A 19,144-nucleotide genomic window follows, 5' to 3' on the forward strand; every position below is an offset into this window, starting at 1 on the left:
AAACGTTAGCCGCATTTTTCGCACATTGTTTCGCTTTTTCAAACAACTGAGGCCTGGCTGTCATGGAAATCCGTACTCACAATGCCACCTTTATGGGCGATATGGCCTGATCGCTCTCCTCATGCGTGTGCTGGGTTGGAAAAATGCTGCATTTTCACGTTTTTTCCTACTTCTGCGTTGCTGCGCTGTCGACGTTAACAATTCTTTAAGGTACTAAAATCGGTGAGGCTCCAATATTGGGGCAATGTAACTTGTTATCCATGAGGTACTTTATGTTTAAGACAATCGCCGTTGTAGCTGCTCTTGTAAGTGCATCTGCTGCGTCTGCCGCAACCGTTACGTTTTCGTCTACTGATACGTTCACGGTGAACAACACTACATTCAACGGCTTTTCGGCCGATGTTGACACCGATGTTGGAAGTGCCTCTTTGACTGGGACGCTTTCCACGTTGTTCGATGATTCAGTTGTGAGAAATGTTTCGCAAACGCAATCCATCGACATTACTGCGACTTACTTGGGTCAAACATTGACGCAAACAGTCGACTTCACATTGCGGACACGTAACTTGCTGACCGGCGCACGACCTGGCGCTGCTGGCCAACTTACTCTTGTTGCTCCTGTCGGATTTGATTTTACAGACGGCACGTTCACACTTGAAGGCTTCGACAGCGTCGCACGTTGCTTCAACAACTGTCCCACTGGCTCGGTAACGGATAGTGCGGGTGACGTGAATGCGTCATTCGAAGCTGCGTTGTCTGCTGTTCCGCTTCCTGCGGGCTTCGGCTTCTTGCTTGCCGGCATGGGCGCACTTGGCGTTGCACGTCGTCGTAAGGACGTAACTGCTGCTTAATCATCCGCAGCACACCTAATTAGAAAAGCCCGCCAATCTTGGCGGGCTTTTTTCTTTTTGCGAAGCGAGATGATGAGGCTGCCAATTGCAACCTCATACACTTTAGTCGCGATATTTGCTCAACAACATCGACCCGTTCGTGCCACCGAAGCCGAAGGAGTTGGTCATCACAGTATCCAGCCCTGCGTTCTCTTTGAACTCGGTCGCGATTTCGGCAGGGTCCAAGGCCGGGTCGAGCGTTTCGACGTTGATGCTTGGGATGATGTAGTCGCCTTGAAGTGCGAGCAGACAATAGACTGCCTCTTGCGCGCCTGTCGCGCCTTGGCTGTGACCTGTCATGGATTTGGTTGAGCTGATCGGAGGCGTGGAGCCTTGTCCGAAGACACGGCGCACAGCCTCTACTTCGCCTACATCACCAACCGGCGTGGATGTGCCGTGTGCGTTGATGTAGCTGACTTTGCGACCTTCGGGCAGGGTCGCCAATGCGCCGCGCATGGCACGTTCGCCGCCTTCGCCGGATGGGGCAACCATATCGGCGCCGTCTGAGGTGGCGGCAAAGCCGGTGACTTCGGCGTAGATTTTCGCGCCACGCGCGAGCGCACCGTCTAGGGATTCCAGTACGACCATCGCACCACCGCCCGCAATCACGAACCCGTCGCGATTGGCGTCAAAGGCACGGGATGCCTTTTCTGGGGTGTCATTATACTTGGAACTCATCGCGCCCATCGCATCGAACAGGCAGGACAGGGTCCAATCCAGTTCTTCGCCGCCGCCACCAAACATGATGTCTTGTGTGCCGAGCGCGATCTGCTGTGCAGCCATACCGATGCAGTGCAGTGACGTAGAACAGGCCGACGTAATCGACATGTTCATGCCTTTGATCTTGTAGGCCGTTGCCAAGTTGGCGGAAATTGTGGACGACATGGTTTTAGGAACGGCGAACGGCCCGATCCGTTTGGTTGATCCGGTTTTCAGGACAACCTGATGTGCCGCAAACATGGCCGAAGTAGATGGGCCGCCAGAACCGGCAATCACACCGGTCATCGGGTTGACGATTTCATCTTCTGACAGGCCAGCGTCTTCGATGGCTTGCCCCATTGCAATATGGGCATAGGCGGCCCCTGGCCCCATGAAGCGTAGGGTGCGCTTGTCGACATGTTCAGCCACATCAATCTTGAGTGTCCCTGCGATCTGGCTGCGAAACCCGTGCTCGGCCATCTCCTCAGAGGCGACAATACCCGATTTGCCGGCCCGCAAAGCCGCATCGACTTCGGCTACGTTGTTCCCGATGGGGGAAACAATTCCCATTCCTGTAATGACGACGCGCCGCATAGCTGCTCCCTAAGTAGTGTTTTCTTAGGTGTAGGCGAGAGGCGGGGGAGGAGCAAGAGTGTGAGCATTTCCGCGTTCAATCATCCGTGCGCGGCTCTTTGTCTGGCGCGTCTCCAAGAAGCCATAACAGACATATTGCCACTAGAGGACTGACCAGAATTGCGATGATTATCCAGCTTGCAGTGTCTCTCCCCCGATGTGTCGCCATTTCAGTCGGGAGCATGAAGTAGAAGACATAGCCCAAATAGATACAGAGGCTCACAAGGCAGAGAACTGCAAATGAGCTTTGGGTAAAATCGAACATAGACGAACCGATGCTCAGCTCTCGCTCAGCGCGACTTTCATGTCTTTGACTTCATAGGCCAGTTCACCGTCAACTTTAACGATGCCGTCGGCGACGCCCATTGTCAGGCGGCGGGTTTGGACTGCTTTGGTGAAGTCGATTTCATAGGTGATCATTTTCGCCGTTGGGCGAACCATTGCTTTGAGTTTGATTTCACCAACGCCAAGCGCGTAGCCGCGGCCTTTCCAGCCGCGCCAGCCGAGGTTGAACCCCGTAAGCTGCCACAGACCATCAAGCCCCAAGCAGCCGGGCATGATAGGGTTGCCGGGGAAGTGGCATTCAAAGAACCAAAGGTCGGGCGTAATATCGAATTCGGCCATTACGTGACCTTTGCCGTGTGCGCCGCCATCACCAGAGATATCGGTAATGCGGTCCATCATCAGCATAGGTGGTTCGGGCAATTGTGCATTGCCTTCGCCAAAAAGCTCCCCGCGAGCACATTTTAGAAGGTCATCGCGGTCAAAACTTGTTGGGAATTCGCTCATGATAGGTGTGTCCTTGTGGAGTGGTGCATTTCTGGCAGTTGTTCCCTGCTATCATCTTGGGATTACCAAGGGCAAGAGAGCCGCCAAACACACGTTCTGGCTGCGACCTATTCGCATTTTAGATTGAACAGGGACGGAGATTTCCCCATATTAGAGGGGATCAGATCAAAAGGTGCCGAAATGGCGGACGTTACCTCTAATGAACTCTCTGAACGCGGCACACAGTGGCTCGCGGGGGCAGGGCTGCGACCGACACGGCAACGTGTTGCACTTGCCGGATTGTTGGTTGGGGATGGACGTGATCGCCACGTCACCGCCGAAAGCCTGTTCGAAGCGGCAACACAAACCCGCGAAAAGGTGTCTTTGGCCACTGTCTACAATACGTTGCGCGCGTTTTGTGACGCCGGTTTGCTTCGTGAGATCACGGTGGATGGCAGCAAGAGCTATTTCGACACGAATATGTCGGATCACCCGCATTTCTACTGGGAAGACGACAATCGCTTGTCAGACGCGCCAGCAGAGCAGCTTGAAATCGCACGGATACCAAATGCGCCAGAGGGTGCAGAAATTGCGTCCGTGGATGTCGTAATCCGGTTACGTCGCAGCTAACTCATAGCGCTTCATGAGATTTTAACCTCGTTTGTCCCATGATGGGGCATGAGCTTACAAACCCCATTCCCCCGCCCTCTGGTCCCTGCTTCTCCCGATGATGCGTTTGTCTCGGTTACAATGCGGCTGGCTGACCCGCGATCTGATTTGCTGGTGCGCCATGTGCGTATACTGCGTGATTGCGTTGCTTTGGCCCAGAAAAGGTGGACCTTTGAGGTTGAAGCAGCCGTCGTCTTACCGTCCGAGATGCAGCTTTTGTGCATTTTTCCGTGCGGTGAGTTTGGTGTGGGCGGCGCGCTTCGGCTGATCATGTCAGCATTTGCGAAACATGTACCTGTGCCACCAATGACGGATAACCTGTGGTCCGACGCTAATGAGGTGATCGAGATTCAGCCCGCTGTCGCAGAACTGCGTCGCGGCTTTATTGAACAAGCGCCTGTTCGTGCTGGTTTGGTGATGGCCGCGATTGATTGGCCTTTCAGCTCTGTTCACAAAAAGGCACAGCAGTCAGGCGATATGGGTGTTGCTGTGGCTTAGTTGGGGGAGTGATTTTGCGTCGCTCGTCCCAATCTAAAACCACTGCCCCGGTTCCATCAGGCCCAAATCTAGCAACTGCTGGCTATGCCATTCAAACGGGGTTGAGTTGTGCCATTTGAATGTGTCGATATCAAACGTAGACCCAGGATTGCGTTTGAGCGCTTTGGCTGTGCGGAAGGAACAAATCGTGGCTGTTAAGTTGTGGTGCCACGGGCAGGCGTAGGTGTTGTATTCGGGATCGTTGAACAGATGATCGGGCAAGAACACCAATCCCGGTTTGTTGCGGAATAGGGCAACTCGGTCGATACGCCGTTTTGGCGCGGGAATGTGTTCTTCGAACCGCCACCGCAGGCCTCCAAAGAAATCCAATTGGCGATCCAGATCATTGTTCCAGCGATCTTTGCGGGCCAGTGCGTAATACCCTGTCTTGTCTAGGTGGGCGTCTTCTATGCAAACCGCATTCGTGTTCTGCCACAGATCGCCCGTATATAGATCGACCACATAGGTCAGGACAGTGTCGCGCCGTTCTTCAACGTTGAACGCAATCATTTCGCCAACGGTGCGGTGTTCGCAGAAGGGATGGAATAAGAACTCGGCGTTATAGCAGTAGTAAATCCAGATATCGCCAGTAGCCCTCATCACGCCGTTAACTGCTGTTTCTAACGCGGTCGGTGTCCGTACATTGTAATCTACACGGAAAATCTGTTCAGCGACGTCTTCGGCTATGGAAAATTCGGGCATTGCGAAAACGACTGTATGGCGAAATCCCGCGTCGATGTGGTGGCGTATGGTTGCATCCAGCTCGACTTCGTCCTCGGCAAATATCAATGCAACAGGACCCTTCAGCAGTTTGGGCGCGCCGTCTTTCAAAAAGCTGGTGAGGTCTGAATACTGGTTCATTTGGTTGCTCTGCCTGATTGCGGCTAATGTCTTGTAAATCACGCTTCATTGCAAGCAGGCAGGCCTTACGCTAAATGCTGCCGAATTCCATCCACGAAAGCTGTCCATATGTCCGCTCCGAACAAATCAAACAACAAAAAGCTGTTCATCAAGACCTACGGGTGCCAGATGAACGTCTATGATAGTGAACGCATGGCCGAAAGCCTTGGTGGGCAGGGCTATGAAACCACGCAGACCCCCGAAGATGCGGATATGATCCTGCTGAACACCTGTCACATTCGTGAAAAGGCGGCGGAAAAGATCTATTCTGAACTCGGGCGTCTTAAGGGACTGAAAGCTGAGAAGCCGGATCTAAAGATCGGCGTTGCTGGCTGTGTGGCACAGGCCGAGGGCGCCGAAATCATGAAGCGCCAGCCTATGGTCGATCTGGTGGTGGGGCCGCAAAGTTATCACCGCTTGCCGGCTATGGAAGAAGCCGTCACCAAGGGTGAGAAAGCTTTGGATACGGATTTTCCAGAGGACGATAAATTTGAAACGTTAAAGTCGCGCCCCAAGGCTAAGCGTGGGCCAACGGCGTTCTTGACCGTGCAAGAAGGCTGCGACAAGTTCTGCGCCTTCTGTGTGGTGCCTTATACGCGAGGAGCCGAAGTCAGCCGCCCAAGTGAACGTATTATCCGTGAGGCTCAGGAATTGGTCGAAGCGGGTGTTCGTGAAATTACGCTGCTCGGGCAGAACGTTAACGCCTACCACGGCCATGATGGTGGCTTGGCGGGACTGATCTGGGATCTGGATAAAGTCGATGGTTTGGAACGTATCCGTTTCACGACCAGTCACCCCAACGACATGGATGATGCTTTGATCGAGGCGCATGGGACTTGCGATAAGCTTATGCCGTATCTGCATCTGCCTGTTCAGTCAGGTTCTGACAAGATTCTCAAGGCAATGAATCGGAAACATACACGCGACGAGTACATCAAACTGATTGAGCGTATTCGCGGCGCGCGTCCCGATCTCTTGTTGTCTGGTGACTTTATTGTCGGCTTTCCTGGTGAGACCGAAGCCGATTTCGAAGACACTATGGATTTGGTCCGTACTGTTGGTTACGGGCAGGCGTATTCGTTCAAGTACTCAACGCGCCCTGGCACACCCGCCGCCGAACGTGCCCAAGTCGATGAGGACGTGAAGTTGGACCGCCTTCACCGACTGCAGGCCCTTCTGGGGGAACAGCAGCGCGACATTCAGGACTCCATGATTGGGCGCAAGGTTAAGGTATTATTTGAAAAACACGGCCGCGAGGCGGGACAGATGATTGGTAAGTCAGAATACCTGCATGCCGTGTTTGCTGAGGTCTCCGATGTGTCCATTGGTGACATAAGGGACGTCCTGATCGTGAAGTCTGAAAGAAACTCGTTGGGTGGCGAAATCTGCTAACCTGAATCGCGAACACAACTTGCACGTTTAGGTAATTGACGTGCGGGGCAACCTTGGGCTGTTTGTGGGGGCTAATACCCCCATTAGACCCATGATTGTTGTCGGTTTAGCTACAATATCTTGTGTTTTTACCTTCCAATGTGGCTAAAAATTGTTATTCTCTTGCGGATAAAGTGACAAAGTGTCCACGAGATGGCTTGCCATCCTTCAGGCACTCTTAGTGAATGTAGTTGGTAAGACAGGGCAGAAAAATGAAGCGACAAGTGGGCAACGCGTTGGCCGTGGGCATAAACCACACGCGCGCAGTTATGATTACGGGGGATTCGGAATGCCAAATCTAATGAAATATCTAAAAATCGGCTTAGCGGCCGTTGCGCTTGTTGGGGCCCTCGCGGCGTCCGCGTCCGCGCAAACTTTTGAGCGCGGAGAGCAGTCTGGCCGCATTCAGTGGGGTATCTGGATCGATCCGGATGGCTGTATGCACTGGATGGCTGACGGTGGTTTCGAACAATTTCAGGTCAACCGCCTTGATCCGGAAACAGGTCGCCCGGTCTGCATGCAGGTCGAAACTTGTTTTGTTGGCGAAACGGATGCCATGTTCCACACTGACAGCTACCGTTTGACAGACAACGCACGCGCACGCTTGCAAGAAGTCTTTAGCCAAGGTGGCGTTTCCGGCTTTGCGGTCTATGGCCATACGGATAGCCGTGCGTCTAACGCTTACAACCAGACTTTGTCCGAGCACCGCGCTCGTGCGGTTGCGAACGTTGGCCGTAGTGTGGGCGCAATGATTGAACGCGAGATTGGCTTCGGCGAAACCCGTCCAGTCGCATCCAATGGAACCAGCGCCGGGATGGCTAAAAACCGTCGCGTCGAAGTAATCTGCTACAGGTGGTAATCATGAATACATTGAAACTTGCACTCGTAATCGGCGCTGTTGGCAGCTTGACGGCCTGTAGTGTCGAAGGGACCCGCCGCTATCAGGGGCCAAACGACTACATCGCCGTTGCCGCCGATCTTGGCCGCGATAAAGACAGCCACTTGGGAGACAACGCCGGTATTGCGGTGACACCGGATGGCTGTCAGGCTTGGATCATTGATGATGGTATCGATGGCCGTGCCAGCAACCGCCTTGACCCAGTCACGGGTCTTCCGGTGTGTGCCGGTGAGCCTGGTGTTGTTTATGGCAACTACCAAAGTAACTCTGCGGGTATTCGTGACGACGTTCCAGGTGACCCTGTTCCCGTTCGTGTCGAAACCGTTCAAGTTCGTACGAACGAAGGTCAGTTCCAGACGGTGCACCCGGCAGACGCGCATTCGCACTGATGCACCTAAATGACCAAAAGAAAGGCTGCGGTGAAAACCGCGGCCTTTTTTCGTTTCAAAAGTGTGACAATTTGAAGGGATGGCTTGCGTGTTCGCTCGCGACCCGCCACCATTGGGGAAACCAAACGCCGGAGAGTTGATTGACTACGACAACGCTACCCCCGACACCGTACGAGAAAGACGCAGCACCTGTTGTGCTGGAGTTTCCTGACAACTTCCTTTTGATTGATTTGTGTGGCGAACATGACCGTCACCTTGCTGACATTGAGCTAAAACTCAGTGTGCAAGTTCTGCGCCGTGGGAATCAATTGTCCATTCACGGCGAACCCGCTGCACAGACCGAAGCGGCCGAAGTGCTACAGTCTCTTTATGAACGCCTCGAAGCGGGTCGTGCCGTAGAGATGGCAGACATCGACCGCGAAGTGCGCATGGGGTCTTCCGAAAAAGGGACGGGATCCCCGGTTGGGGATCAGATGGATCTAGGCGTCGGTGATCGGGTTGAGATCAAAACCCGAAAGAAACTGGTGGAACCGCGCACCGATGCCCAGAAGGCTTATGTCAAATCGTTGTTCAAGAACGAGCTGGCGTTTGGAATTGGGCCAGCGGGGACAGGCAAAACCTATTTGGCGGTCGCTGTTGGTGTGAACCTGTTTATTGGCGGTCATGTCGATAAGATCATCCTCAGCCGTCCTGCGGTCGAAGCAGGTGAAAAGCTTGGTTATTTGCCCGGTGATATGAAGGACAAAGTCGATCCATATATGCAGCCGCTTTACGATGCCTTGAATGATTTTCTGCCCGCCAAGCAGGTAGAAAAGTTGATTGAGGAAAAGAAGATCGAAATCGCGCCTCTTGCGTTTATGCGAGGGCGGACCCTTAGCCGCGCGTTCGTGGTGCTGGACGAAGCCCAGAACGCAACAACCATGCAGATGAAGATGTTCCTGACCCGTCTGGGTGAGGGGTCTCGAATGGTCATCACCGGCGACCGGACCCAAATCGATTTGCCTCGTGGCGTGAGCTCGGGCTTGCGGGACGCAGAACGGCTATTGGCGCATATTCCCAAGATTGATTTCAACTACTTCACGTCCAAGGACGTCGTGCGTCATCCACTTGTGGCGGCGATTATCGAAGCCTACGACAAAGACGACCCCAAATAGGTTCCCGCCGTGGCAGTTGCTGACATTATCGTTGAAGATGACCGCTGGACGGAAAACCTAGCCCTGCTGGCCGAGCAAGCGGTGGCGGCTGCCCTATCCGGTGTCAGGCTGGATCCAGCCCCGTTCGAGGTCAGTATTTTGGCCTGTGATGATGCACGCATCGCCGCGTTGAACGAAGATTTTCGTCAAAAGGGCAGTGCGACCAATGTACTGTCATGGCCATCTGATGAGAGGGCCGCCGAAAATGACGGTGAAATGCCTGATCCGCCGAGTCTGCCGATGGACGCCGAATTGGGTGATATCGCCATTTCCTACGATACTTGTGCGCGCGAAGCCGCCGAGGCGGGTAAGCCATTTGAGCATCATGTGATCCACCTTTTGGTGCACGGAACCCTTCATTTGTTGGGCTTTGATCACATACGTGACGGGGACGCCACGCTTATGGAGGGTTTAGAGACAGAAATCCTTGGCAAACTGGACATCCCTGACCCATATTCGTAAGGACAGTATCTTGGTCGCAGTATGCGGCCGCATTTGGAAACGGAGACAATGGGCGACACCACCGACGGACCTTCTAGCGCAGCGCAAAGCGCGCTAAGTGATATCCAAGTTAGCAAGAGTAAGCGCGGCTTTTTCAGCCGTATAGTCGAGGCGCTTAGCCCCTCGGACACCCCCGAAGATATTACCCCCGTGACAGGATATGCCCCGCCGCTCGAAGCGCGCGGGATGATGAACCTGCGCAGCATGCGGGTCGAAGATGTAATGATCCCCAAAGCGGATATCGTGGCTGTTCCGGTGACGATCAATCGCGATGATCTCGTGCAAGTATTTCGCGACAGCGGGCTGACTCGTTTGCCGGTGTTTGACGGGACGTTGGATACGCCCATCGGGTTTGTGAACCTCAAGGACTTCGCGTTGACGCATGGATTTAACGGACGATCCAAAACGTTCAATCTGCGTGATCTTGCGCGAACGTTGTTGTTTGTGCCGCCATCGATGCCGCTAGGAGTCCTGCTGCAAAAAATGCAAGCGGAACGTATTCATATGGCATTGGTCATTGATGAATACGGCGGTTCTGACGGGCTGGTGACCATCGAAGATCTAATCGAACAGGTCGTCGGCGAAATCGAAGATGAACACGATGCCGACGAAGACACGCTTTGGGTCGCCGAGAAACCGGGCGTTTTTATGGTCGAAGCCAAGGCGCCGTTGGATGAATTTGAGTCTGAAATTGGCATGCCTTTGACGGAACACGACGAAATCGACGAAGAAGAGATCGAAACGTTAGGTGGTCTTGTGTTCATGTTGGCGGGACATGTGCCTGCACGCGGCGAAGTGATCGTTCACCCTGATGGGCCTGAATTTGAAGTGGTCGAAGCCGATCCGCGCCGCATTAAACGGCTGCGCGTCCGACTAACAGGGACGAGCGGTGGCTAGGCTGCACCCCAGCGATCTAGCACAACGGTTCGCTGCTTGGCCACGCGTGGCGCGTAGTGCGGCACCTGTCGTTCTGGGGGCTTTGGCTGCACTCGGCCACGAAAGTTGGGCTACCGGTTTTTGGTGGGTCACGATCCCATTCATCTTGGCGTTACTGATCTTGCCTGCTGCCCCGAAGAAGGCCGCATCGTTTGGCTGGCTTCTTGGGGTTGGTTACTTTGCCGTAACGCTGCGTTGGATCATCGAGCCCTTTCTTGTCGATCCTGTGCGCCATGGTTGGATGGCGCCCTTTGCGATCCTATTGCTTTCGGGGGGATTAGCCTTGTTTTGGGGGGCTGCGTTTTGGTTGGCGCGTTGGTTCTCGGTGGGGCGGGCGAGTGCGATGCTGTGGCTGCCAATCACATTGACCCTTGCTGAACTTATGCGCGGTCATGTTTTCACTGGGTTTCCGTGGGGATTGCCGTCTTACACCTTGATTGGCGGCGTCGGGGATGTGTGGTTCGCTTGGGTTGGGCCTTATGGCACGACCTTGTTATTTTTGGGTCTCATTGGGGTGGTGGCCTATTGTTTGCACCGTGGGTGGACGTTGATTTGGCCGTCTTTGGTCGGGTGTTTGTTCGTCACAATCGGTTTGCAGGCGCTAACGCCGCAAGCGCCAGAACCAAATGCAGAAGTCACTCTTCGTCTGGTTCAACCGAACGCGCCGCAGCATCAAAAGTGGGACCGCGACTGGATGCCAGTTTTCTTCGAACGCGCGATTGCCCAAACGAGCGCAGGTGATCCGCCCGACGTAGTAATTTGGCCGGAAACATCTATTCCGTCATTGTTGAATTATGCCCAACCCTTGATCGAACGGATGTCGATTGCGGCGCGTGGCGCCCCGGTGGTGGCCGGCATTCAGCGCGAAGACGCCAACAACTACTTCAACTCCGCCATTGTGATCGAGGGACCGACGACCGTTGCCGACATTATGGATAAGGCCCATCTGGTGCCGTTTGGTGAATATATTCCGTTTGCCCATGTTCTGGTCCCGCTTGGGCTTGGCACTTTGGTTGAGCAAGTCGCAGGATTCACAGCGGGTCAAAGCGATGGGTTGATGGAGATCGACGGGTTTGGCCTTGCACGGGTCCTGATTTGTTACGAAGGGATTTTCCCTGAAGAAATCCAACGTGGTGACGTGCGCCCCGATGTTCTGTTGATTCTGACGAATGATGCTTGGTTTGGTACGAATGCTGGTCCTCGTCAGCATTTGGTTCAAGCGCAGGCGCGGGCGATTGAACAGGGCCTACCCGTTATCCGTGCTGCAAACACTGGAATTTCCGCCGTTATCGATGCGCGTGGTGAGATCGTTGACAGCTTGCCGTTGAACGAGGCCGGCTACCTTGACGCACATGTGCCCAACGCCTTGCCGCCGACAGCTTATGCGCGGATCCGGGATTGGCCGTTGCTGGTGTTGCTGGGCCTCTTCTTTTTGCTGGGGCTTGTGCGACGTCGCGTTATAGCCGTTGACCCACTGGTTGAGCAGGGATAGGCGGAACCAACCTTAATCCATCCACAACGGCTTCCTGACGTGGATTGGCATATGAACTGGAGCACTTCTCATGGCACGTCAAAACTACACCTTTACGTCGGAATCCGTTTCCGAGGGGCATCCCGATAAAGTTTGTGACCGTATCTCGGACGCGGTCCTAGATGCGATGATTGCGATCGAACCCGAAGCACGTGTGGCCGCAGAGACCTTCGCGACGACAAACCAAGTTGTTATCGGTGGCGAAATTGGCTTGTCAGACCCGACCCGCCTAACGGCGATGATGGGTGATATCGACCAGATTGCCCGCGATTGCATCAAAGACATCGGGTATGAACAGGACAAGTTTCACTGGAAATACTGCAATGTGTTGAACCTGTTGCATGAGCAGTCTGCGCACATTGCTCAAGGCGTTGATGCTGCTGGCACCAAAGACGAAGGTGCTGGCGATCAGGGCATTATGTTCGGTTATGCTGTGAATGAAACGCCGGAACTGATGCCTGCTCCAATTCACTATGCCCACGCCGTGTTGCGCCGTTTGGCAGAGGTCCGTAAGAACGGAACCGAACCGACACTTGGTCCAGACGCAAAATCTCAGCTGTCAGTTCGGTATGAGAACGGTGTGCCTGTTGGGGTGTCGTCGTTGGTGCTGTCGACCCAGCACCTTGACGAAAACATGACCAGCGCAGATGTGCGTGCCGTGATCGAACCTTATATCCGTGAAGTTCTGCCCGATGGTTGGCTTGATGATCAGACGGCGTGGCACGTGAATCCCACGGGTAAGTTTGTCATTGGTGGACCTGATGGGGACGCGGGTCTGACGGGGCGCAAAATTATCGTCGATACGTATGGCGGTGCCGCACCCCACGGCGGCGGTGCGTTTTCTGGCAAAGATCCGACCAAGGTGGACCGTTCGGCCGCTTACGCTGCGCGATATCTGGCCAAGAACGTTGTGGCGTCAGGGATGGCCGACCGCTGCACTGTGCAGTTGTCCTATGCCATTGGCGTTGCTGCTCCGCTGTCTATTTACGTAGATACGCACCAGACTGGGAAGGTTGAGGCCGCGGCGATTGAGGCTGCGATCCCGAAGGTCATGGATTTGACCCCGCGCGGCATTCGCACACATCTGCAATTGAATAAGCCGATCTATCAGCGCACGGCTGCTTACGGGCACTTCGGCCGTAAGCCGGATGCCGATGGCGGGTTCTCATGGGAAGCCACTGATCTCGTAGACGTTTTGAAAAAAGAAGTTTGAGGCAAATACCATGACCAAGTCATTTGGGTTCTACTGTACGCGTTTTGTCATCTACAACATTGCCGTTATTTTGGCGATTGTTGCGATTATCTGGGCCGCGCACACGTTCATGCTGGACCTCGCAGCCCGATACTTTCAAGGCGGAAGTGGTTCGGGGATGGGAGTGGTGTCTGTAATTGTTCCTGCCATGCTCGTTGCGCAGCAGTTCTACAAACATGAACAAAGGCGAATGACCGCTGGCGAAGGCTGGTTCATGGCCGTGGTTTTCACGCTTCTTACATTTGCGGTGAGCGCTGTAATGATCGGGGTCGGCACACTGATCGTTCCGTTGACGGATGGCGAACGCGGCGCAATGGCGGACATGTGGAACAATGACAGCCAATTGTTGATGATGATTGCAGGTGGTTTTGCGGTTTTCCTGATCCTTGTGATCAAGCTGATGCTTTGGTCCGGCGTACGCGGCGAAATCAAGAAAGCTGAGCGTCTGGCCGCGAAAGCAGCGCGCAAAGGTTGAGAATGTTGGACGGCGAAGCTAAAGGGCAGGGATGAAACATCCAGACCGTCCGCATCGCAATTTCTATGGCCGCCTAAAGGGCAAACATCTGAAGGATAGCCAAAAGGGTTATCTAGAAGATGATCTCGCGGCTTTGTCCCCTGGTCTTGTGGATTGGGACGTAAACCCTACCCGCGAAAACCTTGATTTGCAGGGGCTGTTCGGCGGCAATGATACGTGGCTTGAGGTTGGTTTTGGCGGTGGTGAGCACGTGATCCATCAAGCGGTTGAAAATCCGAACGTTGGGATTATCGGATGTGAGCCGTATATTAACGGCGTCGCGATGCTGTTGGGCAAAATCCGTAATGCAAGCGTTGATAATCTGCGCATCTACCCGGGTGATGTGCGGGACATGTTTGATGTTTTACCGGACGCATCTATTTCTAAAGCGTTCCTGTTGTATCCTGATCCTTGGCCCAAGGCGCGTCATCACCGCCGTCGCTTTGTAACACCGGAACATCTTGAACCACTCGTGCGGGTTTTGAAGCCGGGGGCAGAGTTTCGCGTTGCGACAGATATTCCGGACTACGTGCGTCAAACACTAGAAGAAGTTCCTAAGGCAGGGTTTGAGTGGCTGGCCGAAGGGCCGACCGATTGGCGCACACCTTGGAGCGATTGGATTTCTACAAGGTACGAACAAAAAGCTCTGCGTGAGGGGCGAACTCCTCATTACCTAACCTTCCGCAAGACATAGACGTTCTGTAGTTAGCAGTTTATCAGGCGCTAACAGTTTTGAAGGACACAATATGTCGAGCCATGGCGACCCAATTCCAATGACATCCCGCAAGGGCGGCCCTTTGAAGGGCGAAGCTCATGTTCCCGGTGATAAGTCGATTTCGCATCGGTCATTGATTTTAGGTGCGATGGCCGTCGGTGAGACAAAGATTTCCGGTCTTCTGGAAGGGCAAGACGTGTTGGACACTGGTCGCGCTATGGAAGCGTTTGGCGCAGAGGTAATTAACCACGGCGGCGGTGAATGGTCGGTGCATGGCGTGGGTGTTGGTGGATTTTCGGAGCCTGACAACGTAATCGATTGTGGCAACTCTGGCACGGGTGTCCGGTTGATCATGGGGACGATGGCGACCAGTGATATCACCGTGACGTTTACGGGTGACGCGTCTCTGAACGGGCGTCCTATGGGGCGTGTGACGGATCCTTTGGCTTTGTTCGGCACACAGGCCGTCGGCCGCGCAGGTGGCCGTCTGCCGATGACCATTGTAGGGGCGAAGGCCCCTGTGCCTGTGCGCTACACGGTGCCGATGCCATCGGCGCAAGTGAAATCCGCTGTTCTGTTGGCAGGATTGAATGCCCCCGGTCAAACTGTGGTGATCGAGAAAGAAGCGACGCGCGATCACACAGAACGGATGTTGGTGGGTTTTGGCGCAGAGCTGAGCGTTGAAGAAACCGACGAAGGTCGTGTGATCACTCTTGTGGGTCAGCCAGAGTTGAAACCGCAAACGATTGTTGTGCCACGCGACCCAAGCTCGGCAGCGTTTCCTGTTTGTGCTGCGTTGTTGGCCGAAGGATCTGACGTGTTGGTCCCCAATATCGGGCTGAACCCGACACGCGCTGGGCTGTTCTACACTCTACAAGAGATGGGTGCAGATCTGACATTCGAGAATATGCGTGAAGAAGGTGGTGAGCCCGTAGCCGATCTGCGCGCGCGTTATTCACCTGATATGAAGGGCATCGAAGTGCCTCCTGCGCGAGCAGCATCGATGATCGACGAATACCCAGTGTTGTCAGTGGTCGCGGCCTTTGCGAAGGGCGACACTGTGATGCGGGGCGTCAAAGAGTTGCGCGTCAAGGAAAGCGACCGGATTGACGCTATGGCAAAAGGGCTGCGGGCCGCCGGTGTAGCCGTTGACGAAGGCGACGATTGGTGGATCGTTACTGGCGCAGGCTTTGGCAATGTCGAAGGTGGCATAACTGCGGCGAGCCAGTTGGATCACCGTATCGCGATGTCGTTCCTTGTTATGGGATTAGCGACGAATAAGCCGATGTCGGTCGATGATGGCGGCCCGATTGCAACCTCGTTCCCGATATTCGAAGGCTTGATGAAAGATCTTGGTGCCGGGATCGTGCGGCAGAACGCATAATCTTGTCCCCGCGCAGGGGTGCTGGTTCGATCGCGATTTCTTTCCTATCTTAGGATAGGTGCGGTTTTGATTGTGCCCTAAGGAGAACAATATGAAGTTCACGGTTGCTATCGACGGGCCTGCGGCCGCAGGCAAAGGTACGATTGCCAAAGCGGTTGCCGCGCATTTTGGGTTTGCCCATCTGGATACAGGGCTATTGTATCGCGCGGTTGGGGCCAAAGTCTTGAACGGGGCGGACCCGTTGCAAGCTGCGCAAACCCTTGAGGCGATTGATTTAGACGCAAAGCATCTGCGCACCCCCGAAGTCGCGCAAGCCGCCAGCCGTGTTGCAGTGGACAGAGATGTCCGCGCGGCCTTGATCGCGTTTCAAATACAGTTTGCGGGGCGCGACGGTGGCGCGGTTCTGGACGGGCGCGATATTGGAACCGTCATTTGCCCGAACGCGGATGTTAAGTTGTTTGTCACGGCCAGTGCCGCAACTCGTGCGCAACGACGTCTGGACGAGCTGAACGCCAATGGGATGGGTTTGGAATTCGAACAGGTTCTCGCCGATGTACTGGCGCGTGACAAACGCGACAGTGAACGCGAGACGGCCCCTCTGAAGCCTGCAGAGGACGCAATACAGTTGGACACGTCTGACCTGAGTGCCGAGGACGCTATTGCGCAAGCAATTGCCCACATCAAAGCCAAGCAAAGCTAAGATCTAGATGTGGGTCCGATGATCCGAGAGGCTTGGCGCATCTAGGTGCGGTATCCCATTGAAGGTCATCAGAAACGTGCCCTCTGGACGGATGCGGAACCGGTGAAGCGACGAGTTGTAGATCGGCAAAAGCACATGCGCCATTTGATGCGTGCTGAGGCCGAGTGCGCCGCGCATCACCATGCCGATCACACCGCCTGATGTGACGCAAAGCACCCGTTTGCCGGGTTTCGTGGCTTCTTTTAGCGCTGTTAGGATACGAGTTTCGAATGTCGCGAAGGGCTCAGCACCTTTTATGGTCGCTTGTTCCCATGCGGCTAGAGTTTTCGGCATGTGTTCGGTGAATTCTTCTTCATTATTTGGAGGGTCTATCCCGTGTTGCAACTGCATTTCCCGAACGAGGGCGAAATATTCCATTTCGTTCAGGCGTTCATCGAAGCGTTCAGGGGCATAGCCCATCCCTGCGGCGGTTTCGCGATGGCGACGCATCGTGCCCGCTAGAATCTGATCAAAGGGGTCCTCGTGATCGCGCATCCAATCGCCCAAAAGTCTGGCTTGGACATGGCCTAGGTCTGACAGGCGATCATAGTCTTCTTCCGTTTCGGCGCCCGTATTGGCTTGCCCGTGTCGAACCAAGTAAAGTTCACCCATCAGTTTTCCTGTTCCATTCCTTGCGCTAGATCAGCCCAAAGACTGGCCGAACGTGCGCTGGTGCATTCGAGCGCATTCAGATCGATGGCCCAGCCCCCGACATCGCGCGACTGCATTTCACACTCCGCTATGTTGCGCAATTGAAGTTCACGAATGAGAGGATCGTCGGGGGCAGCCTGTTCGACTTGGTCCTTCCAGAACGCATCGTTTATCAGCGCCAGTTCACCACATTCGATCCAGTTGATCCCGCAGTAAATGTCCAGCCGTAGCGGCACAACGCCTTCATCAATCATGATGTCTGACGCAACTGTCACGCAATGGTTCGGCGGGAAAGGTTCGTCTTCGGGCAGGGTTGCAATTGCGGTTGCATCGCACCCCACGTCAATGGCGATAGAGGCTGCCAAAGCAGGCAGGCCTTCGTCCTCAAAGGGGGCTGCACATGTTTCGGCATCAGTAAAACCGCACTCAAATGCGGCCAAAGCGACGGCGCGCTTCAAGACATAAGCCGCGCTGAGGTCTTTTTCGCAATTGCGGGCGAGATCGAGGCGATTTGGGTCCGCGACGCAGGTGTCCAATGTCGCTTCATATGTGAAAAGCAATGGGCGCGGCGACCAATCGGCGGCGGCGAGCGAAGGTAAAAAGGCCATCAAGGCAAGCAATCGAAACATTGTGCGACAATGACCTACCACCGCTGGAGGCACAATCGGTGACGTGCTAGGAGTTGGGCAATTCCCAGCCGAAAGTACCATGATGTCTGACCTCACGATCACATGCCCGACTTGCAACAGCGAGATCGAATTGACCGAACAACTTGCCGGACCATTATTGGCGGACAATCAGAAACGATTTGCTGAAACGCTGGCGCGCCAAGAAGCCGATGCTGCACGCGCCGTCGCTGAAGCCAAAGCACAAGCCTTGGCGGCTGGTAAAGCGGAGGCGAACGCGGAACACGTCGCCATGGCAGAACGCCTGAAAGAACAAGACGCCAAATTGCGAGAGGCCCAAGCCGCCGCGACCAAGGCGATGAAACGCGAACAGGAACTGCAGGACAAAGAAGCGGAACTCGAACTGACCGTTCAAAAGATGATCGCGGCGGAGCGCGAAGCCATGGGCGAAAAGCTGGCCAAGGACGCCGAAGAGAAGGCTGCACTAAAAGTGGCCGAACAGGCGCAGATGATCGAAGGCATGAAAAAGCAAATCGAAGCGTTGAAACAAAAGTCCGAACAGGGGTCGATGCAGACTCAGGGCGAGGCTGCAGAAATGGTTCTGGAAGATACGCTTTCGCAAGCATTTCCGATGGACGGCTTCTCTCCCGTGGCTAAGGGGCAAAGCGGTGCAGATGTGCAGCAAGATGTCATGGGGCAGGGCGGCATCGCGGGGCGTATTCTTTGGGAAAGTAAACGTACGAAGAACTGGACGGCGGGTTGGCTGGCCAAGTTGCGCGACGATCAACGCAGCAGCGGATGCGAGATTGCAGTGATTACGTCAGTGGCGCTACCGGACGGCATCGAAAGTTTTGGCATCGTTGATGGTGTCTGGGTGTGCGCGCCGCGCTATGCAATTCCGTTGGCGACGTCGTTACGCCAAGGCCTTATTGAAGTCGCGGGCGCTAAAGGGCGTGCAATGGGGCAGGAGACCAAGATGGAAATGGTCTATGACTACCTGACTGGAACGCAGTTCAAGCAGCGAATTGATGCCATCGTTGAACGGTTCGAAGACATGCAAGACAATCTACGCAAGGAACGTGTGTTCATTGAAAAGCAATGGGCGTTGCGCGCGAAACAGATTGATTTGGTGATTGCGTCGACCGTCGGGATGCATGGAGACCTCCAGGGAATTGCGGGCCGATCCATGCCCGAAATCGAAAGTGTGGATGCTTTGATGATTGGTCAGGACCGCGATCACGACTAGCCGTGCAAATACGCACATTGAATGTGGATGCTGGGGCATTGC

The 19,144-nt window shown here is 54.6% G+C and carries 21 protein-coding genes and 1 riboswitch; of the genes, 16 read left to right on the top strand and 5 right to left on the bottom strand.

The genetic code is table 11. From position 1 onward, the window contains the following. Nucleotides 1-272: 272 nt before the first annotated feature. Nucleotides 273-851 (top strand): VPLPA-CTERM sorting domain-containing protein, encoded by a 579-nt coding sequence (locus L0666_RS09005; RefSeq protein ID WP_235260729.1) that lies wholly within the window; start codon nucleotides 273-275, stop codon nucleotides 849-851. A gap of 102 nt (nucleotides 852-953) precedes the next feature. On the opposite strand, the gene L0666_RS09010 is transcribed toward L0666_RS09005, so the two are convergent. Next, nucleotides 954-2,183 (bottom strand): beta-ketoacyl synthase N-terminal-like domain-containing protein, encoded by a 1,230-nt coding sequence (locus L0666_RS09010; protein WP_235260736.1) that lies wholly within the window; start codon nucleotides 2,181-2,183, stop codon nucleotides 954-956. A gap of 318 nt (nucleotides 2,184-2,501) precedes the next feature. After that, nucleotides 2,502-3,011 carry a bifunctional 3-hydroxydecanoyl-ACP dehydratase/trans-2-decenoyl-ACP isomerase gene (gene fabA, locus L0666_RS09015; RefSeq protein ID WP_216038102.1) on the bottom strand — a complete coding sequence of 170 codons (510 nt, stop codon included), beginning with the start codon at nucleotides 3,009-3,011 and terminating at the stop codon, nucleotides 2,502-2,504. 180 nt (nucleotides 3,012-3,191) lie between these two features. Between fabA and irr the strand changes: the two genes are divergently transcribed. Together irr and L0666_RS09025 are read left to right on the top strand one after the other, a co-directional pair. Beyond that, a complete protein-coding gene (irr, locus tag L0666_RS09020; RefSeq protein ID WP_235260743.1) occupies nucleotides 3,192-3,620 on the top strand; it encodes a Fur family transcriptional regulator Irr in 429 nt (142 codons plus the stop codon). Between the two features lie 48 nt (nucleotides 3,621-3,668). Further along, nucleotides 3,669-4,157 carry a hypothetical protein gene (locus L0666_RS09025; protein WP_235260746.1) on the top strand — a complete coding sequence of 163 codons (489 nt, stop codon included), beginning with the start codon at nucleotides 3,669-3,671 and terminating at the stop codon, nucleotides 4,155-4,157. A 33-nt stretch (nucleotides 4,158-4,190) separates the two neighbouring features. Here the strand turns inward: L0666_RS09025 and L0666_RS09030 are convergent, their stop codons facing one another. Then, entirely contained in the window at nucleotides 4,191-5,057 is an 867-nt protein-coding gene (locus L0666_RS09030) for a hypothetical protein (protein WP_235260748.1), read from the bottom strand. Between the two features lie 108 nt (nucleotides 5,058-5,165). On the opposite strand from L0666_RS09030, the gene miaB reads away from it, so the two are divergent. From miaB to cmk, 12 genes are all read left to right on the top strand, one after another. Further along, a complete protein-coding gene (miaB, locus tag L0666_RS09035) occupies nucleotides 5,166-6,488 on the top strand; it encodes a tRNA (N6-isopentenyl adenosine(37)-C2)-methylthiotransferase MiaB (RefSeq protein ID WP_235260755.1) in 1,323 nt (440 codons plus the stop codon). Nucleotides 6,489-6,828: 340 nt separating this feature from the next. Next, entirely contained in the window at nucleotides 6,829-7,386 is a 558-nt protein-coding gene (locus L0666_RS09040; protein ID WP_235260757.1) for an OmpA family protein, read from the top strand. A gap of 2 nt (nucleotides 7,387-7,388) precedes the next feature. Continuing rightward, nucleotides 7,389-7,814, top strand: a complete 426-nt coding sequence (locus tag L0666_RS09045) for a hypothetical protein (protein ID WP_235260759.1) — start codon at nucleotides 7,389-7,391, stop codon at nucleotides 7,812-7,814. Between the two features lie 140 nt (nucleotides 7,815-7,954). Then, nucleotides 7,955-8,968, top strand: coding sequence for a PhoH family protein (locus tag L0666_RS09050; protein ID WP_235260761.1), 1,014 nt, complete (start codon nucleotides 7,955-7,957; stop codon nucleotides 8,966-8,968). Between the two features lie 9 nt (nucleotides 8,969-8,977). Then, nucleotides 8,978-9,469, top strand: coding sequence for an rRNA maturation RNase YbeY (ybeY, locus tag L0666_RS09055; RefSeq protein ID WP_235260769.1), 492 nt, complete (start codon nucleotides 8,978-8,980; stop codon nucleotides 9,467-9,469). A gap of 48 nt (nucleotides 9,470-9,517) precedes the next feature. Then, nucleotides 9,518-10,405, top strand: a complete 888-nt coding sequence (locus L0666_RS09060) for a hemolysin family protein (protein ID WP_235260778.1) — start codon at nucleotides 9,518-9,520, stop codon at nucleotides 10,403-10,405. Then, nucleotides 10,398-11,936, top strand: a complete 1,539-nt coding sequence (gene lnt / locus L0666_RS09065; protein WP_235260780.1) for an apolipoprotein N-acyltransferase — start codon at nucleotides 10,398-10,400, stop codon at nucleotides 11,934-11,936. The genes L0666_RS09060 and lnt overlap by 8 nt, the downstream gene beginning before the upstream one ends. Before the next feature lie 15 nt (nucleotides 11,937-11,951). After that, nucleotides 11,952-12,000: riboswitch (SAM-SAH riboswitch) on the top strand. Between the two features lie 6 nt (nucleotides 12,001-12,006). Continuing rightward, a complete protein-coding gene (gene metK / locus L0666_RS09070; RefSeq protein ID WP_235260787.1) occupies nucleotides 12,007-13,188 on the top strand; it encodes a methionine adenosyltransferase in 1,182 nt (393 codons plus the stop codon). A 10-nt stretch (nucleotides 13,189-13,198) separates the two neighbouring features. Then, nucleotides 13,199-13,702: an ABZJ_00895 family protein gene (locus tag L0666_RS09075; protein WP_235260789.1), complete on the top strand. Its 504-nt coding sequence runs from the start codon at nucleotides 13,199-13,201 to the stop codon at nucleotides 13,700-13,702. Between the two features lie 31 nt (nucleotides 13,703-13,733). Beyond that, on the top strand, nucleotides 13,734-14,435 hold the full coding sequence (gene trmB, locus L0666_RS09080) for a tRNA (guanine(46)-N(7))-methyltransferase TrmB (protein ID WP_235260791.1): 702 nt from the start codon (nucleotides 13,734-13,736) through the stop codon (nucleotides 14,433-14,435). A 52-nt stretch (nucleotides 14,436-14,487) separates the two neighbouring features. Next, nucleotides 14,488-15,840 (top strand): 3-phosphoshikimate 1-carboxyvinyltransferase, encoded by a 1,353-nt coding sequence (aroA, locus tag L0666_RS09085; protein ID WP_235260794.1) that lies wholly within the window; start codon nucleotides 14,488-14,490, stop codon nucleotides 15,838-15,840. A 91-nt stretch (nucleotides 15,841-15,931) separates the two neighbouring features. Next, nucleotides 15,932-16,540 carry a (d)CMP kinase gene (gene cmk / locus L0666_RS09090; RefSeq protein ID WP_235260801.1) on the top strand — a complete coding sequence of 203 codons (609 nt, stop codon included), beginning with the start codon at nucleotides 15,932-15,934 and terminating at the stop codon, nucleotides 16,538-16,540. Between the two features lie 3 nt (nucleotides 16,541-16,543). On the opposite strand, the gene L0666_RS09095 is transcribed toward cmk, so the two are convergent. Both L0666_RS09095 and L0666_RS09100 read right to left on the bottom strand, forming a co-directional pair. Then, nucleotides 16,544-17,191, bottom strand: coding sequence for a histidine phosphatase family protein (locus L0666_RS09095; protein ID WP_235260802.1), 648 nt, complete (start codon nucleotides 17,189-17,191; stop codon nucleotides 16,544-16,546). After that, entirely contained in the window at nucleotides 17,191-17,838 is a 648-nt protein-coding gene (locus tag L0666_RS09100) for a hypothetical protein (RefSeq protein ID WP_235260805.1), read from the bottom strand. Before L0666_RS09100 ends, L0666_RS09095 begins: the two co-directional genes overlap by 1 nt. Before the next feature lie 100 nt (nucleotides 17,839-17,938). Here L0666_RS09100 and L0666_RS09105 point away from each other — a divergent pair, with 100 nt between their 5' ends. Next, nucleotides 17,939-19,102: a DUF2130 domain-containing protein gene (locus L0666_RS09105; RefSeq protein ID WP_235260812.1), complete on the top strand. Its 1,164-nt coding sequence runs from the start codon at nucleotides 17,939-17,941 to the stop codon at nucleotides 19,100-19,102. The last annotated feature ends 42 nt before the right edge of the window (nucleotides 19,103-19,144 follow it).

The organism is Octadecabacter algicola (assembly GCF_021532625.1).
Lineage (GTDB): Bacteria > Pseudomonadota > Alphaproteobacteria > Rhodobacterales > Rhodobacteraceae > Octadecabacter > Octadecabacter algicola.

Excerpts from the sequence above, each read along its gene's own strand:
- aroA (WP_235260794.1), top strand. The coding sequence starts at position 14,488 with ATGTCGAGCCATGGCGACCCAATTCCAATGACATCCCGCAAGGGCGGC.
- fabA (WP_216038102.1), bottom strand. The coding sequence starts at position 3,011 with ATGAGCGAATTCCCAACAAGTTTTGACCGCGATGACCTTCTAAAATGT.
- L0666_RS09005 (WP_235260729.1), top strand. The coding sequence starts at position 273 with ATGTTTAAGACAATCGCCGTTGTAGCTGCTCTTGTAAGTGCATCTGCT.
- L0666_RS09030 (WP_235260748.1), bottom strand. The coding sequence starts at position 5,057 with ATGAACCAGTATTCAGACCTCACCAGCTTTTTGAAAGACGGCGCGCCC.
- irr (WP_235260743.1), top strand. The coding sequence starts at position 3,192 with ATGGCGGACGTTACCTCTAATGAACTCTCTGAACGCGGCACACAGTGG.
- L0666_RS09075 (WP_235260789.1), top strand. The coding sequence starts at position 13,199 with ATGACCAAGTCATTTGGGTTCTACTGTACGCGTTTTGTCATCTACAAC.
- trmB (WP_235260791.1), top strand. The coding sequence starts at position 13,734 with ATGAAACATCCAGACCGTCCGCATCGCAATTTCTATGGCCGCCTAAAG.
- L0666_RS09010 (WP_235260736.1), bottom strand. The coding sequence starts at position 2,183 with ATGCGGCGCGTCGTCATTACAGGAATGGGAATTGTTTCCCCCATCGGG.
- L0666_RS09105 (WP_235260812.1), top strand. The coding sequence starts at position 17,939 with ATGATGTCTGACCTCACGATCACATGCCCGACTTGCAACAGCGAGATC.
- L0666_RS09095 (WP_235260802.1), bottom strand. The coding sequence starts at position 17,191 with ATGGGTGAACTTTACTTGGTTCGACACGGGCAAGCCAATACGGGCGCC.
- L0666_RS09025 (WP_235260746.1), top strand. The coding sequence starts at position 3,669 with ATGAGCTTACAAACCCCATTCCCCCGCCCTCTGGTCCCTGCTTCTCCC.
- L0666_RS09040 (WP_235260757.1), top strand. The coding sequence starts at position 6,829 with ATGAAATATCTAAAAATCGGCTTAGCGGCCGTTGCGCTTGTTGGGGCC.
- L0666_RS09060 (WP_235260778.1), top strand. The coding sequence starts at position 9,518 with ATGGGCGACACCACCGACGGACCTTCTAGCGCAGCGCAAAGCGCGCTA.
- L0666_RS09100 (WP_235260805.1), bottom strand. The coding sequence starts at position 17,838 with ATGGCCTTTTTACCTTCGCTCGCCGCCGCCGATTGGTCGCCGCGCCCA.
- cmk (WP_235260801.1), top strand. The coding sequence starts at position 15,932 with ATGAAGTTCACGGTTGCTATCGACGGGCCTGCGGCCGCAGGCAAAGGT.
- L0666_RS09045 (WP_235260759.1), top strand. The coding sequence starts at position 7,389 with ATGAATACATTGAAACTTGCACTCGTAATCGGCGCTGTTGGCAGCTTG.
- miaB (WP_235260755.1), top strand. The coding sequence starts at position 5,166 with ATGTCCGCTCCGAACAAATCAAACAACAAAAAGCTGTTCATCAAGACC.
- metK (WP_235260787.1), top strand. The coding sequence starts at position 12,007 with ATGGCACGTCAAAACTACACCTTTACGTCGGAATCCGTTTCCGAGGGG.